The following is a 15,369-nucleotide window of genomic DNA, read 5'->3' on the forward strand; positions in this document are numbered from 1 at the left end:
CGACAAGACGCCGCCCATTGGGCGGCGTCTTGTCGTTCAGGGCAGGCAGGGGCGTGCGCCCGCAAGATGTCAGCCGGTTTCCTTGAGTGTCGCGCGGCGCACGCGGCGTGGTGTGAGGATCGGCGGCGTCGGTTCCTTGTCGTCATTGTCGAGGGCCAGATAGCGACCGATGGCGGCACCGATGCGTCGAGAGCTATCCTGGATGCCCTGATTGCCGAACAGACGGTTGAACTCGAAGATCATCGGGTGGCCATCGACCATCGCGATATCGAAGCCGGCATGATCAACACTCAATGCCTCGGCCAGGTGCAGGGCCAGGGCGATGGCGGGGGCCGGAATATTGTCGTAGTCCGTCTCGCCACCCTGACTGACATTGGAGCGATAGCCGCCCAGCGGCGTGACGCGCCAGTAGGCGGTGATGACTTCGCCACCTACCACCACGATGCGCAGGTCGCGGTCGATCTCCAGGCGCGGCTGGGCATACAGCACCGGATGCTCCGCCGCATGCGCTTCCAGTTCGCCACGCGACTGGATCAGCTTCACACCGACACCCATCGAGCTTTTGACTTCCTTGACGATCAGCGGGTAGCCGAAGCGCGCCTCGATATCATCGATTGCCTGACGGCTGGCGCCGCGAATCTCGGTCGGCGGCATATTGTCCGGGCAGATGGCCTGAAAGACGCGCGTCTGCTCGACCTTGTCGTGGCCGATCGCGTAGCTGGGCAGGCTGGGGAAGATGCGTTTGCCGAGGCCGTAGACCAGAGTGGTGATCTGCCAGTATTCGGGAAACAGCAAGATGTCGGCGGCGCGGATCTCGTCGAGGTGATCCAGCATGCGCTCCGGCTTGATATAACGAACACCGGGGATGCCGAGGGTACGAAAAGCGTCGAAGGTGATGAGTTTCATGCGGGATATGTCGTCAAGAGCGCCATCATTGCGATAGCGCGATAAGGTTGCCAAGGCTGGACCGGCGCGTATTTAACGCCGGGCGGGGCGCCTTGGCAAGCCTTTGTCTGGCGCTGCCATGCTCCGAGGGGCCGGAGCATGGCGGAGGATCAGTTTATGGCGAGGCGCTCGGCCTGAACGCGGTCGAGAATCGCTTCGTTGATGCGCTGCTTGAGGGCGTCATCCAGGGTCGGGCAACCCTCTTCGGGAGCCATGCAATGGGTGCTCAGCCACTCGGCCAGGCCCTCGCCATTGACGACATCCGGGTCTTCGGCACGCTGTGTTCCCTCGCGGATGATCTTCCAGCCCGGCAGGGCCAGGATGCCATGTACCGGAACCTCGACACCGCACTCACGCTTCAGCCAGGCGGCCGTCCAGTCGCGTGCGGTACGTGTCTCGCGCAGCGGTTTGCGCTCGCGATAGCCCGGGAAGTACAGGCGACCATCCTTGAGCTTGACCTCATCCTTGAGTGCGCCCAGTGCATCCAACGGCCGTGAGCGCGCCTTGGTGCGAATGGCGTAGGCACCAGCGGGGGTGACCACCAGATGATCGATATGGAAGCCCTCGGCAGGCACGTCGTGATAGACCATGCTGGTCAGCTGCTCCGGGCGGATGAGCTGGTCGAGTTCCTGACCGATGGACAGCTCGCAGGCCAGCCCCAGCTTGAGCTTGCGGATACGCTGGAAGTGACGCGTCAGGCGCAGCGCGAAGATCAGCACGAACAGCGCACAGGCCAGACCATAGGCGGCCCACTCAAGCCAGTTCTGCTCTTCACCGAACACCATGCGCCCCATGCCGTAGACCAGCGGGCTCAAGGTGATGAGCGGCCCGAGCGCCCCGTCGAGAAACAGCGCCTGGAAGGCCTCATCGAGACGATCGCGCAGGCTCTGGCCCGGCTCGCGCAGCTGACGGCGGGTCAGTGGCGACTGGATGCGCCGCTCATGCAGGCCGCGCATGCCCAGCACCACCAGCGCGATGGCACCCAGAGGGGTAAGGAAGAAGACAGGTAACAGGTATTCCAGCCAATCCATTGGGGTGTCCTATCGGTGAGAGACGGGCCTGCTGATCAAGCCGAACGTACAGGTCAAGCCGAACGTGCTGATCGGGCCGGGCGTAGGCGCCATCAGTGGCCCAGCGCACGCGGCAGTGGCGTGAGCGGGATCTCGACCTCGCCCTGTGAGACGCTGCCGTCACCCAGCACCGGCACTGCGCTGTCATTGATCCAATAAAGACGCCCTTCGCTGCGCACATCGGCTTGCAGCGCGTAGCGATGGCCTTCCTCGATGGCATTGCGATCGTATTGCAGGCTGACCGGGAAAGGCCCTTCACGCAGGCCGCCATAGCGGGTACTGGCAATCAGCCCAGCTTCGGCATCGGCGCGGGAGACATCCACCAGGCGCACTTCCAGCATCGCATCCGGCGGTGCGGTAAAGGCCTGCTGTGGCACCACGCGCGCCTCCAGCTGCGTGAAGTCCGGGCCGGTCATGCAGCCACCCAGCCCGAGCGTGGCCAGCAGCAGGCCAGAGAGCGAGAGCGTGCGAGCCGAAGGCCGGCGTGGCGTGATGAAGTTCAGCATGGAAATCCCTTGTGCAGCGAGATGGAAGGCAATGGTGCGCGCAGCGGGCGTTCAGCCACCGGCCAGCTTGACGGTATAGCCCATCCGCGTGAGTTCCGCCTTGAGCGTCTCGCGGTGATCGCCCTGGATCTCCACGATGCCATCCTTGAGGCTGCCGCCAGTGCCGCACCGCTGCTTGAGAGTCTTGGCCAGGGCCTTGAGTTCCTTCTCGGCGAGCGGAATCCCGCTCACGGTGGTCACGCCCTTGCCCTTGCGACCGCTGGTCTCGCGACGGATACGCACCACGCCATCGAGGCTTGCCAGGCGTTCACGCTCGGCGAGGTCGGCACATTCGCACTCGGCTTCGGCACGCCGACACTCAGGGCAGGTTGCGCCATGTTCGGTGGAATAGACAAGCCCGGACAGTTGATCCTTGAGCGAGGCCATGATGTCTCCTGCGATACGGTGATGAATGATCAATGCCAAACGGAATCTCGAAAGGATACCTGCGTGCGCGAGAGGCTGGCACCCTGAGGCGCATAAAAAAGGCGACCCCGAAGGGTCGCCTTTCTCTTCCTTCCCTGCCTGCCCGCGTGCGGGTAGGGGGCAGGCGGGGGCCGTCCGATCAGTTGATCTTCGGGTCCAGCTCGCCACGGTTGTAACGCTCGAACATCGCTTCGAGGTTGATCGGGTCGATCTTGCTGCCATGACCGGCGGCACCGAAGGCTTCGTAGCGGGCGATGCAGATGTCGCGCATCGCCTTCACGGATTCCTTCAGGTACTTGCGCGGGTCGAATTCAGACGGGTTCTGGGCCATGAAGCGACGGATGGAACCGGTAGAGGCCAGGCGCAGATCGGTGTCGACGTTGATCTTGCGCACGCCGTGCTTGATGCCTTCGACGATCTCGTCGACCGGCACGCCGTAGGTTTCCGGAATCTTGCCGCCGTATTCGTTGATGATTTCCAGCCAGTCCTGCGGCACGGAGGAAGAGCCATGCATCACCAGGTGAGTCTCCGGGATGCGGGCGTGGATTTCCTTGATGCGCTGGATGGACAGGGTGTCACCCGTCGGCGGCTTGGTGAACTTGTAGGCGCCGTGGGAGGTGCCGATGGCGATGGCCAGGGCATCGACGTGGGTCTTCTTGACGAAGTCGGCGGCTTCTTCCGGGTCAGTCAGCATCTGGTCGTGGTCCAGCTTGCCTTCGGCACCGATGCCGTCTTCTTCACCGGCCATGCCGGTTTCCAACGAGCCGAGGCAACCCAGCTCGCCTTCGACGGACACGCCACAGGCGTGGGCCATCTCGACGGTGCGACGGGTCACATCGACATTGTATTCGTAGCTGGTCGGGGTCTTGCCGTCTTCGCCCAGCGAGCCGTCCATCATCACCGAGCTGAAGCCCAGCTGGATGGAGCGCTGGCAGACTGCCGGCGAGGTGCCGTGATCCTGGTGCATGACCACCGGGATATGCGGGAATTCTTCCACCGCAGCCAGGATGAGGTGGCGAAGGAACGGCGCGCCCGCGTATTTGCGTGCGCCGGCGGAGGCCTGGACGATCACCGGAGAATCGGTGTGGTCGGCGGCTTCCATGATGGCGCGCATCTGCTCGAGGTTGTTGACGTTGAACGCCGGGATGCCGTATCCGTACTCGGCTGCGTGGTCCAACATCTGGCGCATGCTGATCAATGCCATGACATCACCTGTCTTTTTGAGGAATCGAGTGGAGAAGCGTCAGGTGCCCCCCGTCAGCTGACGGGGGGCGACCTTGTGGCCGTGACTCTAAGCCTGCGCCAATGAGGACACAGGCGGGTTCAGCTTGCTGCGGCTTCCAATGCCGCAACGGCCGGCAGTACCTTGCCTTCCACGTATTCGAGGAAGGCGCCACCACCGGTGGAAATGTAGGAGACGCGCGACTCGACGTCGTACTTGTCGATGGCCGCCAGGGTGTCGCCACCGCCGGCGATGGAGAAGGCATCGCTCTCGGCGATGGCCATCGCCAGCTGCTCGGTGCCGTTGGCGAACTGTTCGATCTCGAACACCCCGACCGGGCCGTTCCAGAGAATGGTGCCGGCATCCTTGAGCAGCGCACCGAAGCGTGAGGCGGTCTCCGGACCGATATCCAAGATCATCTCGTCGTCCTGGACATCGGCGACGGCACGCACGACGGCTTCGGCCTTGTCGGAGAACTCGGTGGCGACGACGACGTCGGTCGGCAGCGGAATCTCGACCTTGTCCATCAGCGCGCGAGCGGTATCGAGCAGATCAGCCTCGTAGAGGGACTTGCCGACGTTGTAACCGGCCGCCGCGATGAAGGTATTGGCGATGCCGCCACCGACGATCAGCTGATGGCACTTGTCGGACAGCGCCTTGAGCACGTCGAGCTTGGTGGAGACCTTGGAGCCGCCGACGATGGCGACCATCGGCGCACGCGGTGCGGCGATTGCCTTCTCGAGGGCTTCCAGCTCGGCGGCCAGCAGCGGGCCGGCGCAGGCGTTTGGCGCGAAGCGTGCCACGCCATGGGTCGAGGCCTGGGCACGGTGCGCGGTGCCGAAGGCATCCATCACGTAGACATCGCACAGCGCGGCGTAGGCGCGGGACAGGGATTCCTCGTCCTTCTTCTCGCCCTTGTTGAAGCGCACGTTCTCCAGCAGCACGACCTCGCCTTCGGCGATATCCGGTGCCGTGTCGAGATAGTCGTTGATCAGGCGCACCGGGCTGCCCAGCAGCTCGCCCAGATGTGCCGCGACCGGTGCCAGCGAGAACTGATCTTCCGGCTCACCCTCGGTAGGGCGGCCCAGATGACTCATCAGCATCACGCGTGCGCCGGCGTCACGTGCCGCCTTGATGGTCGGCAGGCTGGCACGGATGCGCGCGTCGCTGGTCACCTGACCGTCGCGGATCGGCACGTTGAGATCTTCGCGGATCAGCACACGCTTTCCGGACAGGTCGAGGGCGGTCATCGTTTGCACGTTCATGACGGGTTCCTTGGTCGTGAATCGGTGGAGAGAGCTTCCCTCGCCAGAGGCGTTGTCATCTCGCAGGCGTGCCAATGGGTGGCGACGTCCAGCATGCGATTGGCAAAGCCCCATTCGTTGTCGAACCAGCACAGCATCTTGATCAGCCGGCCGCCGGCAACACGGGTCTGGGTCGCATCCACGATACCCGAGCGCGGATCGTGGTTGAAGTCGATGGAAGCCGTCGGCTCCTCGCTCAATCCCATCAGGCCCTGCAGGCGTTGTGTGCAGGCCTCGCGCAGCAGGTCATTGACCTCATCCGCGCTCACGTCGCGCTTCACCTCGATGGACATGTCCATGCAGGACACATTGATGGTCGGCACGCGCAGGTGCAGACATTCGAAGCGTCCTTCCAGGTGCGGCATCAGGCGGTTGATGCCCTTGGCCAGGCCGGTGTCCACCGGCACGATCGAACTCATCGCCGAGCGCGTCAGTCGGAGGTCCGTCTGGTGGTAGGCGTCGATCACCGGCTGGTCGTTCATCGCCGAGTGCACCGTGGTGGTGACGCCGCGTTCCAGACCGAAGGCCTCTTCCAGCACCGTCAGAATCGGAATCAGGCAATTGGTGGTGCACGACGCCGCCGAGACGATGCGCATGCCGCTGCCTGCCTGCCCCGCCTCGGCGGGGGCCAGCGCCGACTGGTTGATGCCGCACACGATGGTGGCATCGACATCGGCGTCGGTATCGCCGGGCTGGGAGAACAGCAGTCGTCCGGCGCCTGCTGCCAGATGCCGCTCGGCGGTGGCGCGGTCCTTGAAGCTGCCGGAGCACTCCAGCACCAGGTCAATCCCCAATGCCCGCCAGGGCAGGCAATCTGGATTGGCCTCGGACAGGATGCTGATCGCATGGCCGTTGACGATCAGCTGGCCGTCGCGCTGTTCCACCGTGCCGGGGAAGCGGCCGTGGGTGGTGTCGTAGCGGGTCAGGTAGGTGATGGTGTCCAGATCTGACAGCTCGTTGATCGCGACCACTTCCAACGGCAGTGACTCACCGCGTGCTTCACGTTCTACCAGCGCTCTCAGCACACACTGACCGATGCGTCCGTAGCCATTGATGGCCACTCGCAAGGGAGCATTTCCCTGGCGTCGGGACGCCTTGTCTCCCTGGGGAGCGTCGGCGGTGGACAGAGGCGGCTGGTGGTTCAAGGATGTCGTGTTCCGAGTATTTTTCAGGGGGTCCATGGTAGCGCATCGCTTTGCTGGGCGGAGGGAGCGAAAGGCGCGCAAGCGCCTGATTTCTGGTTTTTTTCGTCTAAGGACACGTAGTCACACTACCCAACTGGTGGGGTTGTGTAGTCGCCGTCTGCGCTGTCTTTCATGGGTACGGTCGCTGGAGAATGACCGCTCATGCAGGATGAATCGTGTCATCACGACCGCGACTCGTGTGAGCCACGTCGACTACAGGCGACAGCCGGTGACGCTTGAGGTCTTCCCGAGTGTCGCACAGACGAAAACGCCGCCGCTCCCAGTGGGAGGCGGCGGCGTCGATCTGCATCCCACCCCGTCATCGACGGGGTGGCTCAGGCGGTGATCAGCCCAGCAGCTTGTTGGCGCGTTCGACCACGTTCTCGACCGTGAAGCCGAAGTGCTTGAACAGGTCGCCGGCCGGCGCGGATTCCCCGAAGGTCTCCATGCCGATGATGTCGCCGTTCAGGCCGACATACTTGAACCAGTAGTCACGATGACCGGCTTCGATCGCCACGCGCGCGGTGACGGAAGACGGCAGCACGGATTCGCGGTATTCCGCGTCCTGCGCATCGAACAGGTCGGTGGCCGGCATGGACACGACACGCACGGCGCGGCCGGCGGCTTCCAGCTCGGCGGCGGCATCCATCGCCAGGCCGACTTCGGAGCCGGTGGCGATCAGGATCACTTCCGGCTGGCCGTTGGCGGCGTCCTTCAGCACATAACCACCACGGCTGATGTTGGCCAGCTGGGCCTTGTCGCGGTTCTGGTGCGGCAGGTTCTGACGCGACAGGATCAGCGCGGTCGGACCGGAGTGACGCTTGATGGCCGCATCCCATGCCGCCGCGGTCTCCACGGCATCCGCCGGGCGCCAGGTGGACAGGTTCGGCGTGGTGCGCAGGCTGGTCAGCTGCTCGATCGGCTGGTGCGTCGGGCCATCTTCGCCCAGACCGATGGAGTCGTGGGTGAAGACATAGACGGCCTGCTGACCCATCAGGGCGGCCATGCGAACGGCGTTGCGCATGTATTCCATGAAAATCAGGAAGGTCGCGCCGTACGGGATGAAGCCGCCGTGCAGACCGGCACCGTTCATGATCGCGCCCATGCCGAACTCACGCACGCCGTAATGCAGGTAGTTGCCGCTGAAGTCTTCGCGGGTGATCGCCTGGGCGCCCTTCCAGAAGGTCAGGTTGGACGGGGCCAGGTCGGCACTGCCGCCGAGCAGTTCCGGCAGCTGCGGGCCGAGCTGGTTCAGGCACTCGAAGGAGGCCTTGCGCGAGGCCGGGCTGTCGCCGGCGGCCTGGGCATCCTCGATCATCTTCTCGCTGGTCAGGGCGTGCGGCAGCTTGCCTTCCAGACGACGGGTGAACTCGGCGGCCAGTTCCGGGTGTGCTTCGGCGTAACGGGCGAAGCGCGTATCCCAGTCGCTCTCGAGCTTGGCGCCGCGCTCGCTGGCATCCCACCCCTGATAGATGTCTTCCGGGATGTGGAAGGGCGCGTGGGCCCAGCCCAGCTTCTCGCGGGTGGCGGCGACTTCGTCGTCACCCAGCGGCGCGCCGTGGCAGGACTCGGTGCCTTCCTTGTTCGGGGAGCCGAAGCCGATCACGGTCTTGCAGATGATCAGGCTCGGCTTGTCGTCGTGGCTCTTGGCCAGGGCGATGGCGGCGCTGATCTCTTCCGGCTTGTGGCCGTCGACGTTGGAGACGACGTGCCAGCCGTAGGATTCGAAACGCTTGGCGGTGTCATCGGTGAACCAGCCTTCGACTTCGCCATCGATGGAGATGCCGTTGTCGTCATACAGGGCGATCAGCTTGCCCAGACCCAGGGTACCGGCCAGTGAGCCGACCTCGTGGGAGATGCCTTCCATCATGCAGCCGTCACCCAGGAAGCACCAGGTGGTGTGGTCGACGACGGTGTGGCCCGGACGGTTGAACTGCGCCGCCAGTGTCTTCTCGGCGATCGCCATGCCGACGGCATTGGCCAGACCCTGACCCAGCGGGCCGGTGGTGGTCTCGATGCCCGGTGCGTAGCCGTATTCCGGGTGGCCGGCGGTCTTGGCGTGCAGCTGGCGGAAGTTCTGCAGGTCTTCAAGGCTCAGCTGATAACCCGAGAGGTGCAACAGGGAGTAGAGCAGCATGGAGCCATGGCCGTTGGACAGCACGAAGCGGTCACGATCGGCCCAGTTCGGGTTGGCCGGGTTGTGCTTGAGGTGGTCGTTCCAGAGCACCTCAGCGATGTCGGCCATGCCCATGGGGGCGCCGGGGTGGCCGGACTTGGCCTTCTGAACGGCGTCCATGGAAAGTGCACGGATGGCGTTGGCCAGGTCTAAACGGGAAGGCATGCAGTAGCTCCTCGCCTGCGGGCGTCAAGAGTGGGGCAATGAATCACGGCGTGCTGCGCCGGACGCCCAGTGCATCCCGAGAGCCAGGGCATGCTGCTGCCTGGGTCTCCTTCAGGACTGTGCGCCTGAAACAGTGCGCCGGAAAGGACAGTGCGTCGCGTGAACCTTGTACGCGCGGACTCGCGTCCGAGCGTGATCTCCGGGCGGGTATTGTCACCGAGATGACAGGGCGCGGCAAATCGCATCCGGGATGTGTGCTCGTCCAAAGGTGGCAATGGCTTATTACCCTGTGTGCAGCGCTTGTCGCAAAAAGGTCTCGATTGGACGCCCCCACGCGCCCCAATACGCTAGGAACTCACATAAGTGGCGTGTAAACTCGCCCCCCCGAGGCTCAACCGCCCGTGTTGAGCTTCATCGTGCGCCGCAAGCGTGTTTCTACTCGGTCGTCAACGCAGTCTGCCGTCAGTGGCCGAATCATCCCCGCATCCGAAAAGAGGGTCGAGGACCAATGAGCGAATACTCACTCTTCACATCCGAGTCCGTGTCCGAAGGGCATCCGGACAAGATTGCCGACCAGATTTCCGACGCCGTGCTCGATGCCATCATCGCGCGCGACAAGCAGGCACGCGTCGCGTGCGAAACGCTCGTCAAGACAGGCGTTGCCATCGTGGCCGGTGAGATCTCCACCAGCGCGTGGGTGGATCTCGAGGAGCTGGTACGTCGTGTCATCACCGATATCGGCTATACCTCTTCCGACGTCGGCTTCGACGGCGAGACCTGTGGTGTCCTCAACCTGATCGGCAAGCAGAGCATCGATATCGCCCAGGGCGTCGATCGCACCAAGCCGGAAGATCAGGGCGCGGGCGACCAGGGCCTGATGTTCGGCTACGCCACCAACGAGACCGACTCCTTCATGCCGGCGCCGATCCACTACGCACACCGTCTGGTGGAGCGTCAGGCGGAACTGCGCAAGAACGGCATGCTGCCGTGGCTGCGTCCGGATGCGAAGAGTCAGGTCACCTTCCGCTACGACGAAGCCGGCAAGCCGGTCGCCGTCGAAGCCGTCGTGCTGTCGACCCAGCATGACCCGGAAGTGTCTCAGGAAGACCTGCGCGCGATGGTCAAGCGCGAGATCATCGAGCAGGTGCTGCCGGCCGAGTGGCTGTCCGAGACCACCGAATACCACATCAACCCGACTGGCAACTTCGTCATCGGTGGCCCGGTAGGTGACTGTGGTCTGACGGGTCGCAAGATCATCGTCGACACCTACGGCGGCATGGCCCGTCACGGCGGTGGCGCCTTCTCCGGCAAGGACCCGTCCAAGGTCGACCGCAGCGCCGCCTATGCCGGTCGCTACGTGGCCAAGAACGTCGTCGCCAGCGGCCTGGCCGACAAGTGCGAGATCCAGGTCTCCTACGCCATCGGTGTCGCCGAGCCGACCTCGGTCTCGATCAACACCTTCGGCACCGGCAAGATCAGCGATGCCAAGATCGTCGAGCTGGTGCGCGAGCACTTCGACCTGCGTCCGTACGCCATCACCACCATGCTGGACCTGGCGCACCCGATGTATCAGCTGACCGCTGCCTACGGCCACTTCGGTCGTGAGCCGTTCGAGCACAGCTACAGCTGGACCGACGTGAGCGGCGAGAAGAAGACCGAAACCTTCACCGCCTTCCCGTGGGAAAAGACCGATCGTGCCGCTGGTCTCAAGGCTGCCGCTGGCCTGTAAATCCGCCAGTTCGACAGGCCTGGCAGGTGGCGGACGTCTCGCCCCTCGCTTTCGGCGCCATGACAAGAAAACCCGCCTCGGCGGGTTTTCTTGTCTCTGGCCCTCCTTCGGACAGCAACAGGAGAGATGCCCAGTGGCTGATCTACGCTATCTCAAGGGCTACGCCCCCGAGATCCAACAGCAGGCGAGTGAACTGCTGGCCTCGGGCAAGACGGCAGCCTTCTTTCTCGGCAAGTATCCCGAGCCCCACCAGCTGCAGGGCGCGCGGGCGCTGCATGACTACACCATGGCGCTGAAGAATCAGTATCTGCGCAGCTCGGCGCCGATCAGCAAGGTGATCTACGACGACCGGATTCACGTCATCGACAACGCCCTGGGGCTGCACACCTTCGTGTCGCGGGTGCAGGGCAACAAGCTCAAGGCCAAGAACGAGATTCGTATCTCGTCGCTGTTCCGGCGCCTGCCGGAGCCGCTGCTCAACATGAACGTGGTGCATGAGCTGGCGCATCTGCGCGAGAAGGCCCATGACAAGGCGTTCTACCGGCTCTGCTGTCACATGCAGCCGGAGTATCATCAGCGTGAGTTCGAGCTGCGTTTCTATCTCTGCCACCGTGAACGCCACGGCGATCTCTGGTAGCCATGAGCCGCTCTGGTAGCCACGATTCGTTCTGGCAGCCACGCGCCGCTCACGCGACGGAAGAACTGGAAAGAATGACAAGGACGTCATGCCATCAGGGGTATCGGCGCCACTGCAAAGGACCGTTTCGGATGCTCAATCTCGCTGCACTGTTCATCACCATCACTGCCGTATGCATGTGGTTCAATCATCGCGTCCTGCGGCTGCCGCCGACCATCGGCGTGATGGCCATCGGTCTGGTGCTGTCGCTGGGCGTGATCGGGCTCGATCACTTCGCGGTGACCACCGTCGTGGCCGATACCGCGGAAGACTGGTTGGGGCGCATCAACTTCAACAGCCTGCTGATGGACGGCATGCTGTCCTTCCTGCTGTTTGCCGGCGCGCTGCACGTGGATCTTTCGCGCCTCAAGGCCTATCGGCGCTCCATCGGGCTGCTGGCCACGCTGGGCGTGCTGATCTCGACGCTGGTGATCGGCTCCGCCGCCTGGTGGCTGTTCCAGTGGGCCGGTATCGAGGTGCCGTACCTGTATTGTCTGGTGTTCGGTGCGCTGATCTCGCCCACCGACCCGATCGCCGTGCTCGGCATCATGCGCAGTGCCGGCGCACCTGCCGATATGGAGATCCGCATCGTCGGCGAGTCGCTGTTCAATGATGGCGTGGCGGTGGTGCTGTTCACCGCGCTGCTGAGTGCGGCGTCGGCCGGCAGCGGCGAGGTCGAACTCGGCCACATGGGACTCCTGTTCCTCGAGGAAGCCGGCGGCGGCATTCTGCTCGGGCTGGCGCTGGGCGCATTGGTCTATCAGCTGATGCGCAGCATCGACCAGTATCAGGTCGAGGTGATGCTGAGTCTGGCGCTGGTGCTGGGCGGCTACGCGCTGGCCTCGGCGCTGCACGTCTCCGGCCCCATCGCGATGGTGGTGGCGGGGCTGATCATCGGCAACATGGCGCGTGATGGCGCCATGTCTGACAACACCCGCCGCTATCTGGACGGCTTCTGGGAGCTGGTCGACGAGATTCTCAACGCGGTGCTGTTCGTGCTGATCGGGCTTGAGCTGGTACTGATGCCGATCACGCTGACCTCGATCGGCATCGCGCTGGTGCTGGTGGCGGTGATCCTGCTCTCGCGCCTGGCGCTGATCGGCCTGCCGCTGAGCCTCTTGCGCCGCTGGTACACCTTCCGTCCCGGCACCACGCGCGTACTCACCTGGGGCGGTCTGCGCGGCGGCATCTCGGTGGCACTGGCACTGGCAATTCCCGAAGGCGACTACCGCGAGCCGCTGGTGGTCACCACCTACATCATCGTGCTGTTCTCGATCCTCGTGCAGGGGTTGAGCATCGGCAAGCTGGTGACGGCGGTGGTCGGCGATCGCAGCCACTCGGAAGAGTCGAACGACAAGCGCTGAGTCAGAGTCGGCCAAAGCAAACGCCACGATAGTGGCAGCGACCAGCCCGGATGTCTGGTTGCAATGACTGGCCGTGACCTGGCTGTACCTTCAGCGCCCTGCTGTCGCCATCGAGGAGGATGACGACAGCAGGGCGCTTTCGTTCGTGTTGCCGGCGCGTTCGTATTGCCGACACCTCTTCGTCCTTGCCTCGCCTGGCCAGCCTGATGACACCCCACATTGTTCTATCAGGCAGACGGTAATCTTGCGTTTACTGATCAACTCTTTATTGCAGTGAGGTGTGCTCTGTACGCGGTGTAACATTGGCTGATGCTACCGAGTGTCGAGGATGGAACATGCCGCTTCATGAACATCTGATATTGCCGGGCAGGGACGGTTCGGATATCGAAGCGCAGCACTATCGCACGCGAATCAACAATACCTTCATCATGTTCGCCATGGCGTGCTTCGCCTGCTTCCTGCTGTTTGACTATTTCCAGGTGCCGTCTGCCTGGCAGGCATTGTGGGTGGGGCGGCTGATCATTTTCCTCTGCTGTCTGCTATGTATCCTCCAGCTGCGCCGCGGCGACGTGTTCGCGGACAAGATCTTGCTGGCCGGGGCGATACCCGCCAATCTTTTCTTCTGCTTCGGGGCCGCGCTGATTCCGGATGCGCTGACGCTGACGTTGTGGAACCTGAGTTTCTCGACCTGCATGCTGATCGCCATGCCCGCCTGGCTGGTGTGGGGCTGGCGCTACCAGCTGGCCAGCAGCCTGCCGCTGATAGTGTGTTATGTGCCCATCTTTCTGTGGCTGAGTCCCTTGTCGTTGACGACATTGGCCGGTGCGGGCGGTGCCTACATCCTGGGCACCCTCTTCATAGCGCCGGCACTGGCGCACGCCCGCGCCTCGACCTTCCATCGCACCATCCGGCTGCAGCGCACACTGGAGGCGCGCAATCTCGAATTGCACGACATGAATCAGCGGTTGCTCATCCAGCAGAACGAGCTGGAATACCGTGCCAATCATGATCTGCTGACGGAGCTGCCCAATCGCCGGTTCGGCTTGGATTTTCTCGAGCGGATGCTGGCCGAGAGCACGAGCACTCGGCAATGCATGTCGATCCTGTTCGTGGATGTCGATCGCCTGAAGCACGTCAACGACAGCTTCGGGCACGCCGAGGGTGATCGCCTGATCCAGCTGGTGGCCCGGAGTGTCGCCCAGGCGGCTGGTGAAGACGGACTGGCATGCCGTCTGGGCGGCGATGAATTCCTGGTCGTCATGCCCGGAGCCTGTGATATGGCCAGCCAGCAGGCGACGACCCAGTTGATGCGCCATCTTCAGGAGCAACGCCTGCAGCAGCAAATCCCCTTCCCGGTCGAGGTCAGCATCGGGCGCGTCACCCACGACCCGGTATTGCAGGGCGATGTGGATGTCGATGATCTGATCCATATCGCGGATGACCGCATGTATCGTCAGAAGCGCGCTCGGCGGCGGGCCATGGCGGGCGCCAAGGACCCTCAGGCGTGAGAAAGCCCGCGAACTTCCCTTAATCAATGCCGCAAGTGATTGATGGCCATGGCTGTCATCGCTTTTTCATGTCGCTGTTACGGGTATGTCATCGCCTCCCCTCAGTCTTGCTGGGCAACGACAGGGGCCATCTGGGCCTCGCCTGTCGATTCCGCCTGGCAACCCGGAGGTGACTGACATGACCGCTTTGCAATCGGCTCCCCATGCTGAAATGTCGCCTGCTTCCGACGCTCTCGGTCAGGTTCGTACGCTGTTCATCTCCGACGTGCATCTTGGGACTCCGGACTGCCAGGCGGCGCTGCTTGCGAAACTGCTGCGTCGCGTGCGCCCGGAACGCCTGTATCTGGTCGGCGATATCGTCGACCTGCTGGCGATGCGCAAGCGTGCGGTGCTCGACAAGGACCAGCAGGCACTGGTGGCGCGGGTGCTGCGTCTGGCGCGCAGCGGCTGCGAGGTCATCTATATTCCCGGCAATCATGATGCCGCCTTCCGTCGCCTGTGCGGCCTGAAGCTGCACAATGTGAGCATCGAGCGGCGCGCGATCCATACCACCGGCAGCGGTCGTCGCCTGCTGGTCTCCCACGGTGATGAATTCGACACCCATGTGCGCATCGCGCCGTGGTTGCTCAAGCTGGGCGATGGCATGCACGGCTTCATCCTGTCGCTCAATCGCTGGTGCAATCGCGCGCGTGGCATGTTCGGGCTGCCGTACTGGTCGCTGGCCAGCGCGCTCAAGCGTCGCAGCGGTACCGCCCAGCGCTACGTGGCCCAGTTCGAGGAAGCCGCCATGCGCCAGGCGCGCCTCGAAGGGCTGGATGGCTATGTCGGGGGGCATATCCACCAGGCGGGCTTCCGGGTTGAGGAAGGCGTGCTCTACTGCAACGACGGTGACTGGGTCGAGCACTGCACCGCGCTGGCAGAAGATGCCGAAGGCGCGCTGCACCTGATCGACTGGCAGGGGCAGATCCTCGAGACGGCGCCGCGCCATCTGATGCCGCGTCAGGCGCCGGCCACGACGCCCGACGCTGTCACGCCCGGGATGGCCGGCGCCTGAG

General features: G+C 63.7%; 13 protein-coding genes. 5 read left to right on the plus strand and 8 right to left on the minus strand.

The genetic code is table 11. The features are described 5' to 3' along the window. Positions 1–69: 69 nt before the first annotated feature. The 8 genes from MKZ40_RS16070 to tkt form a co-directional block, all read right to left on the minus strand. Positions 70–906, minus strand: a complete 837-nt coding sequence (locus MKZ40_RS16070; RefSeq protein WP_175090635.1) for a hypothetical protein — start codon at positions 904–906, stop codon at positions 70–72. A gap of 149 nt (positions 907–1,055) precedes the next feature. Further along, positions 1,056–1,976: a nuclease-related domain-containing protein gene (locus tag MKZ40_RS16075; protein WP_175090636.1), complete on the minus strand. Its 921-nt coding sequence runs from the start codon at positions 1,974–1,976 to the stop codon at positions 1,056–1,058. Positions 1,977–2,068: 92 nt separating this feature from the next. Next, the gene (locus MKZ40_RS16080; RefSeq protein WP_175090637.1) at positions 2,069–2,521 is read right to left on the minus strand and encodes a YbaY family lipoprotein; all 453 of its coding nucleotides are present in this window, start codon (positions 2,519–2,521) and stop codon (positions 2,069–2,071) included. Positions 2,522–2,572: 51 nt separating this feature from the next. After that, positions 2,573–2,947 (minus strand): translation initiation factor Sui1, encoded by a 375-nt coding sequence (locus MKZ40_RS16085; RefSeq protein WP_043335744.1) that lies wholly within the window; start codon positions 2,945–2,947, stop codon positions 2,573–2,575. Between the two features lie 178 nt (positions 2,948–3,125). Beyond that, complete coding sequence (gene fba, locus MKZ40_RS16090) at positions 3,126–4,190, minus strand: class II fructose-bisphosphate aldolase (RefSeq protein ID WP_043335741.1); 1,065 nt, start codon at positions 4,188–4,190, stop codon at positions 3,126–3,128. 119 nt (positions 4,191–4,309) lie between these two features. After that, the gene (locus tag MKZ40_RS16095; RefSeq protein ID WP_175090638.1) at positions 4,310–5,473 is read right to left on the minus strand and encodes a phosphoglycerate kinase; all 1,164 of its coding nucleotides are present in this window, start codon (positions 5,471–5,473) and stop codon (positions 4,310–4,312) included. Then, positions 5,470–6,579, minus strand: a complete 1,110-nt coding sequence (locus tag MKZ40_RS16100) for a glyceraldehyde 3-phosphate dehydrogenase NAD-binding domain-containing protein (RefSeq protein WP_254627214.1) — start codon at positions 6,577–6,579, stop codon at positions 5,470–5,472. Before MKZ40_RS16100 ends, MKZ40_RS16095 begins: the two co-directional genes overlap by 4 nt. A 463-nt stretch (positions 6,580–7,042) precedes the next feature. Further along, on the minus strand, positions 7,043–9,037 hold the full coding sequence (tkt, locus tag MKZ40_RS16105; protein ID WP_175090640.1) for a transketolase: 1,995 nt from the start codon (positions 9,035–9,037) through the stop codon (positions 7,043–7,045). Positions 9,038–9,545: 508 nt separating this feature from the next. Between tkt and metK the strand changes: the two genes are divergently transcribed. The 5 genes from metK (at position 9,546) to MKZ40_RS16130 (ending at position 15,368) form a co-directional block, all read left to right on the plus strand. After that, positions 9,546–10,766: a methionine adenosyltransferase gene (gene metK, locus MKZ40_RS16110; protein WP_175090641.1), complete on the plus strand. Its 1,221-nt coding sequence runs from the start codon at positions 9,546–9,548 to the stop codon at positions 10,764–10,766. A gap of 133 nt (positions 10,767–10,899) precedes the next feature. Then, positions 10,900–11,403 carry a YgjP-like metallopeptidase domain-containing protein gene (locus tag MKZ40_RS16115; protein WP_175090642.1) on the plus strand — a complete coding sequence of 168 codons (504 nt, stop codon included), beginning with the start codon at positions 10,900–10,902 and terminating at the stop codon, positions 11,401–11,403. A gap of 131 nt (positions 11,404–11,534) precedes the next feature. Further along, complete coding sequence (locus tag MKZ40_RS16120) at positions 11,535–12,806, plus strand: sodium:proton antiporter (RefSeq protein ID WP_175090643.1); 1,272 nt, start codon at positions 11,535–11,537, stop codon at positions 12,804–12,806. 335 nt (positions 12,807–13,141) lie between these two features. After that, a complete protein-coding gene (locus MKZ40_RS16125) occupies positions 13,142–14,314 on the plus strand; it encodes a GGDEF domain-containing protein (RefSeq protein WP_175090644.1) in 1,173 nt (390 codons plus the stop codon). 178 nt (positions 14,315–14,492) lie between these two features. Continuing rightward, on the plus strand, positions 14,493–15,368 hold the full coding sequence (locus tag MKZ40_RS16130) for a UDP-2,3-diacylglucosamine diphosphatase (protein ID WP_254627215.1): 876 nt from the start codon (positions 14,493–14,495) through the stop codon (positions 15,366–15,368). Position 15,369: the final 1 nt, after the last annotated feature.

It is taken from the genome of Cobetia sp. BMC6 (assembly GCF_029991385.1).
In the GTDB taxonomy this organism is placed as follows: domain Bacteria; phylum Pseudomonadota; class Gammaproteobacteria; order Pseudomonadales; family Halomonadaceae; genus Cobetia.

Coding starts and splice junctions, on each gene's coding strand:
- MKZ40_RS16070 (WP_175090635.1), bottom strand. CDS start 906: ATGAAACTCATCACCTTCGACGCTTTTCGTACCCTCGGCATCCCCGGT.
- MKZ40_RS16075 (WP_175090636.1), bottom strand. CDS start 1,976: ATGGATTGGCTGGAATACCTGTTACCTGTCTTCTTCCTTACCCCTCTG.
- MKZ40_RS16080 (WP_175090637.1), bottom strand. CDS start 2,521: ATGCTGAACTTCATCACGCCACGCCGGCCTTCGGCTCGCACGCTCTCG.
- MKZ40_RS16085 (WP_043335744.1), bottom strand. CDS start 2,947: ATGGCCTCGCTCAAGGATCAACTGTCCGGGCTTGTCTATTCCACCGAA.
- fba (WP_043335741.1), bottom strand. CDS start 4,190: ATGGCATTGATCAGCATGCGCCAGATGTTGGACCACGCAGCCGAGTAC.
- MKZ40_RS16095 (WP_175090638.1), bottom strand. CDS start 5,473: ATGAACGTGCAAACGATGACCGCCCTCGACCTGTCCGGAAAGCGTGTG.
- tkt (WP_175090640.1), bottom strand. CDS start 9,037: ATGCCTTCCCGTTTAGACCTGGCCAACGCCATCCGTGCACTTTCCATG.
- metK (WP_175090641.1), top strand. CDS start 9,546: ATGAGCGAATACTCACTCTTCACATCCGAGTCCGTGTCCGAAGGGCAT.
- MKZ40_RS16120 (WP_175090643.1), top strand. CDS start 11,535: ATGCTCAATCTCGCTGCACTGTTCATCACCATCACTGCCGTATGCATG.
- MKZ40_RS16125 (WP_175090644.1), top strand. CDS start 13,142: ATGCCGCTTCATGAACATCTGATATTGCCGGGCAGGGACGGTTCGGAT.
- MKZ40_RS16130 (WP_254627215.1), top strand. CDS start 14,493: ATGACCGCTTTGCAATCGGCTCCCCATGCTGAAATGTCGCCTGCTTCC.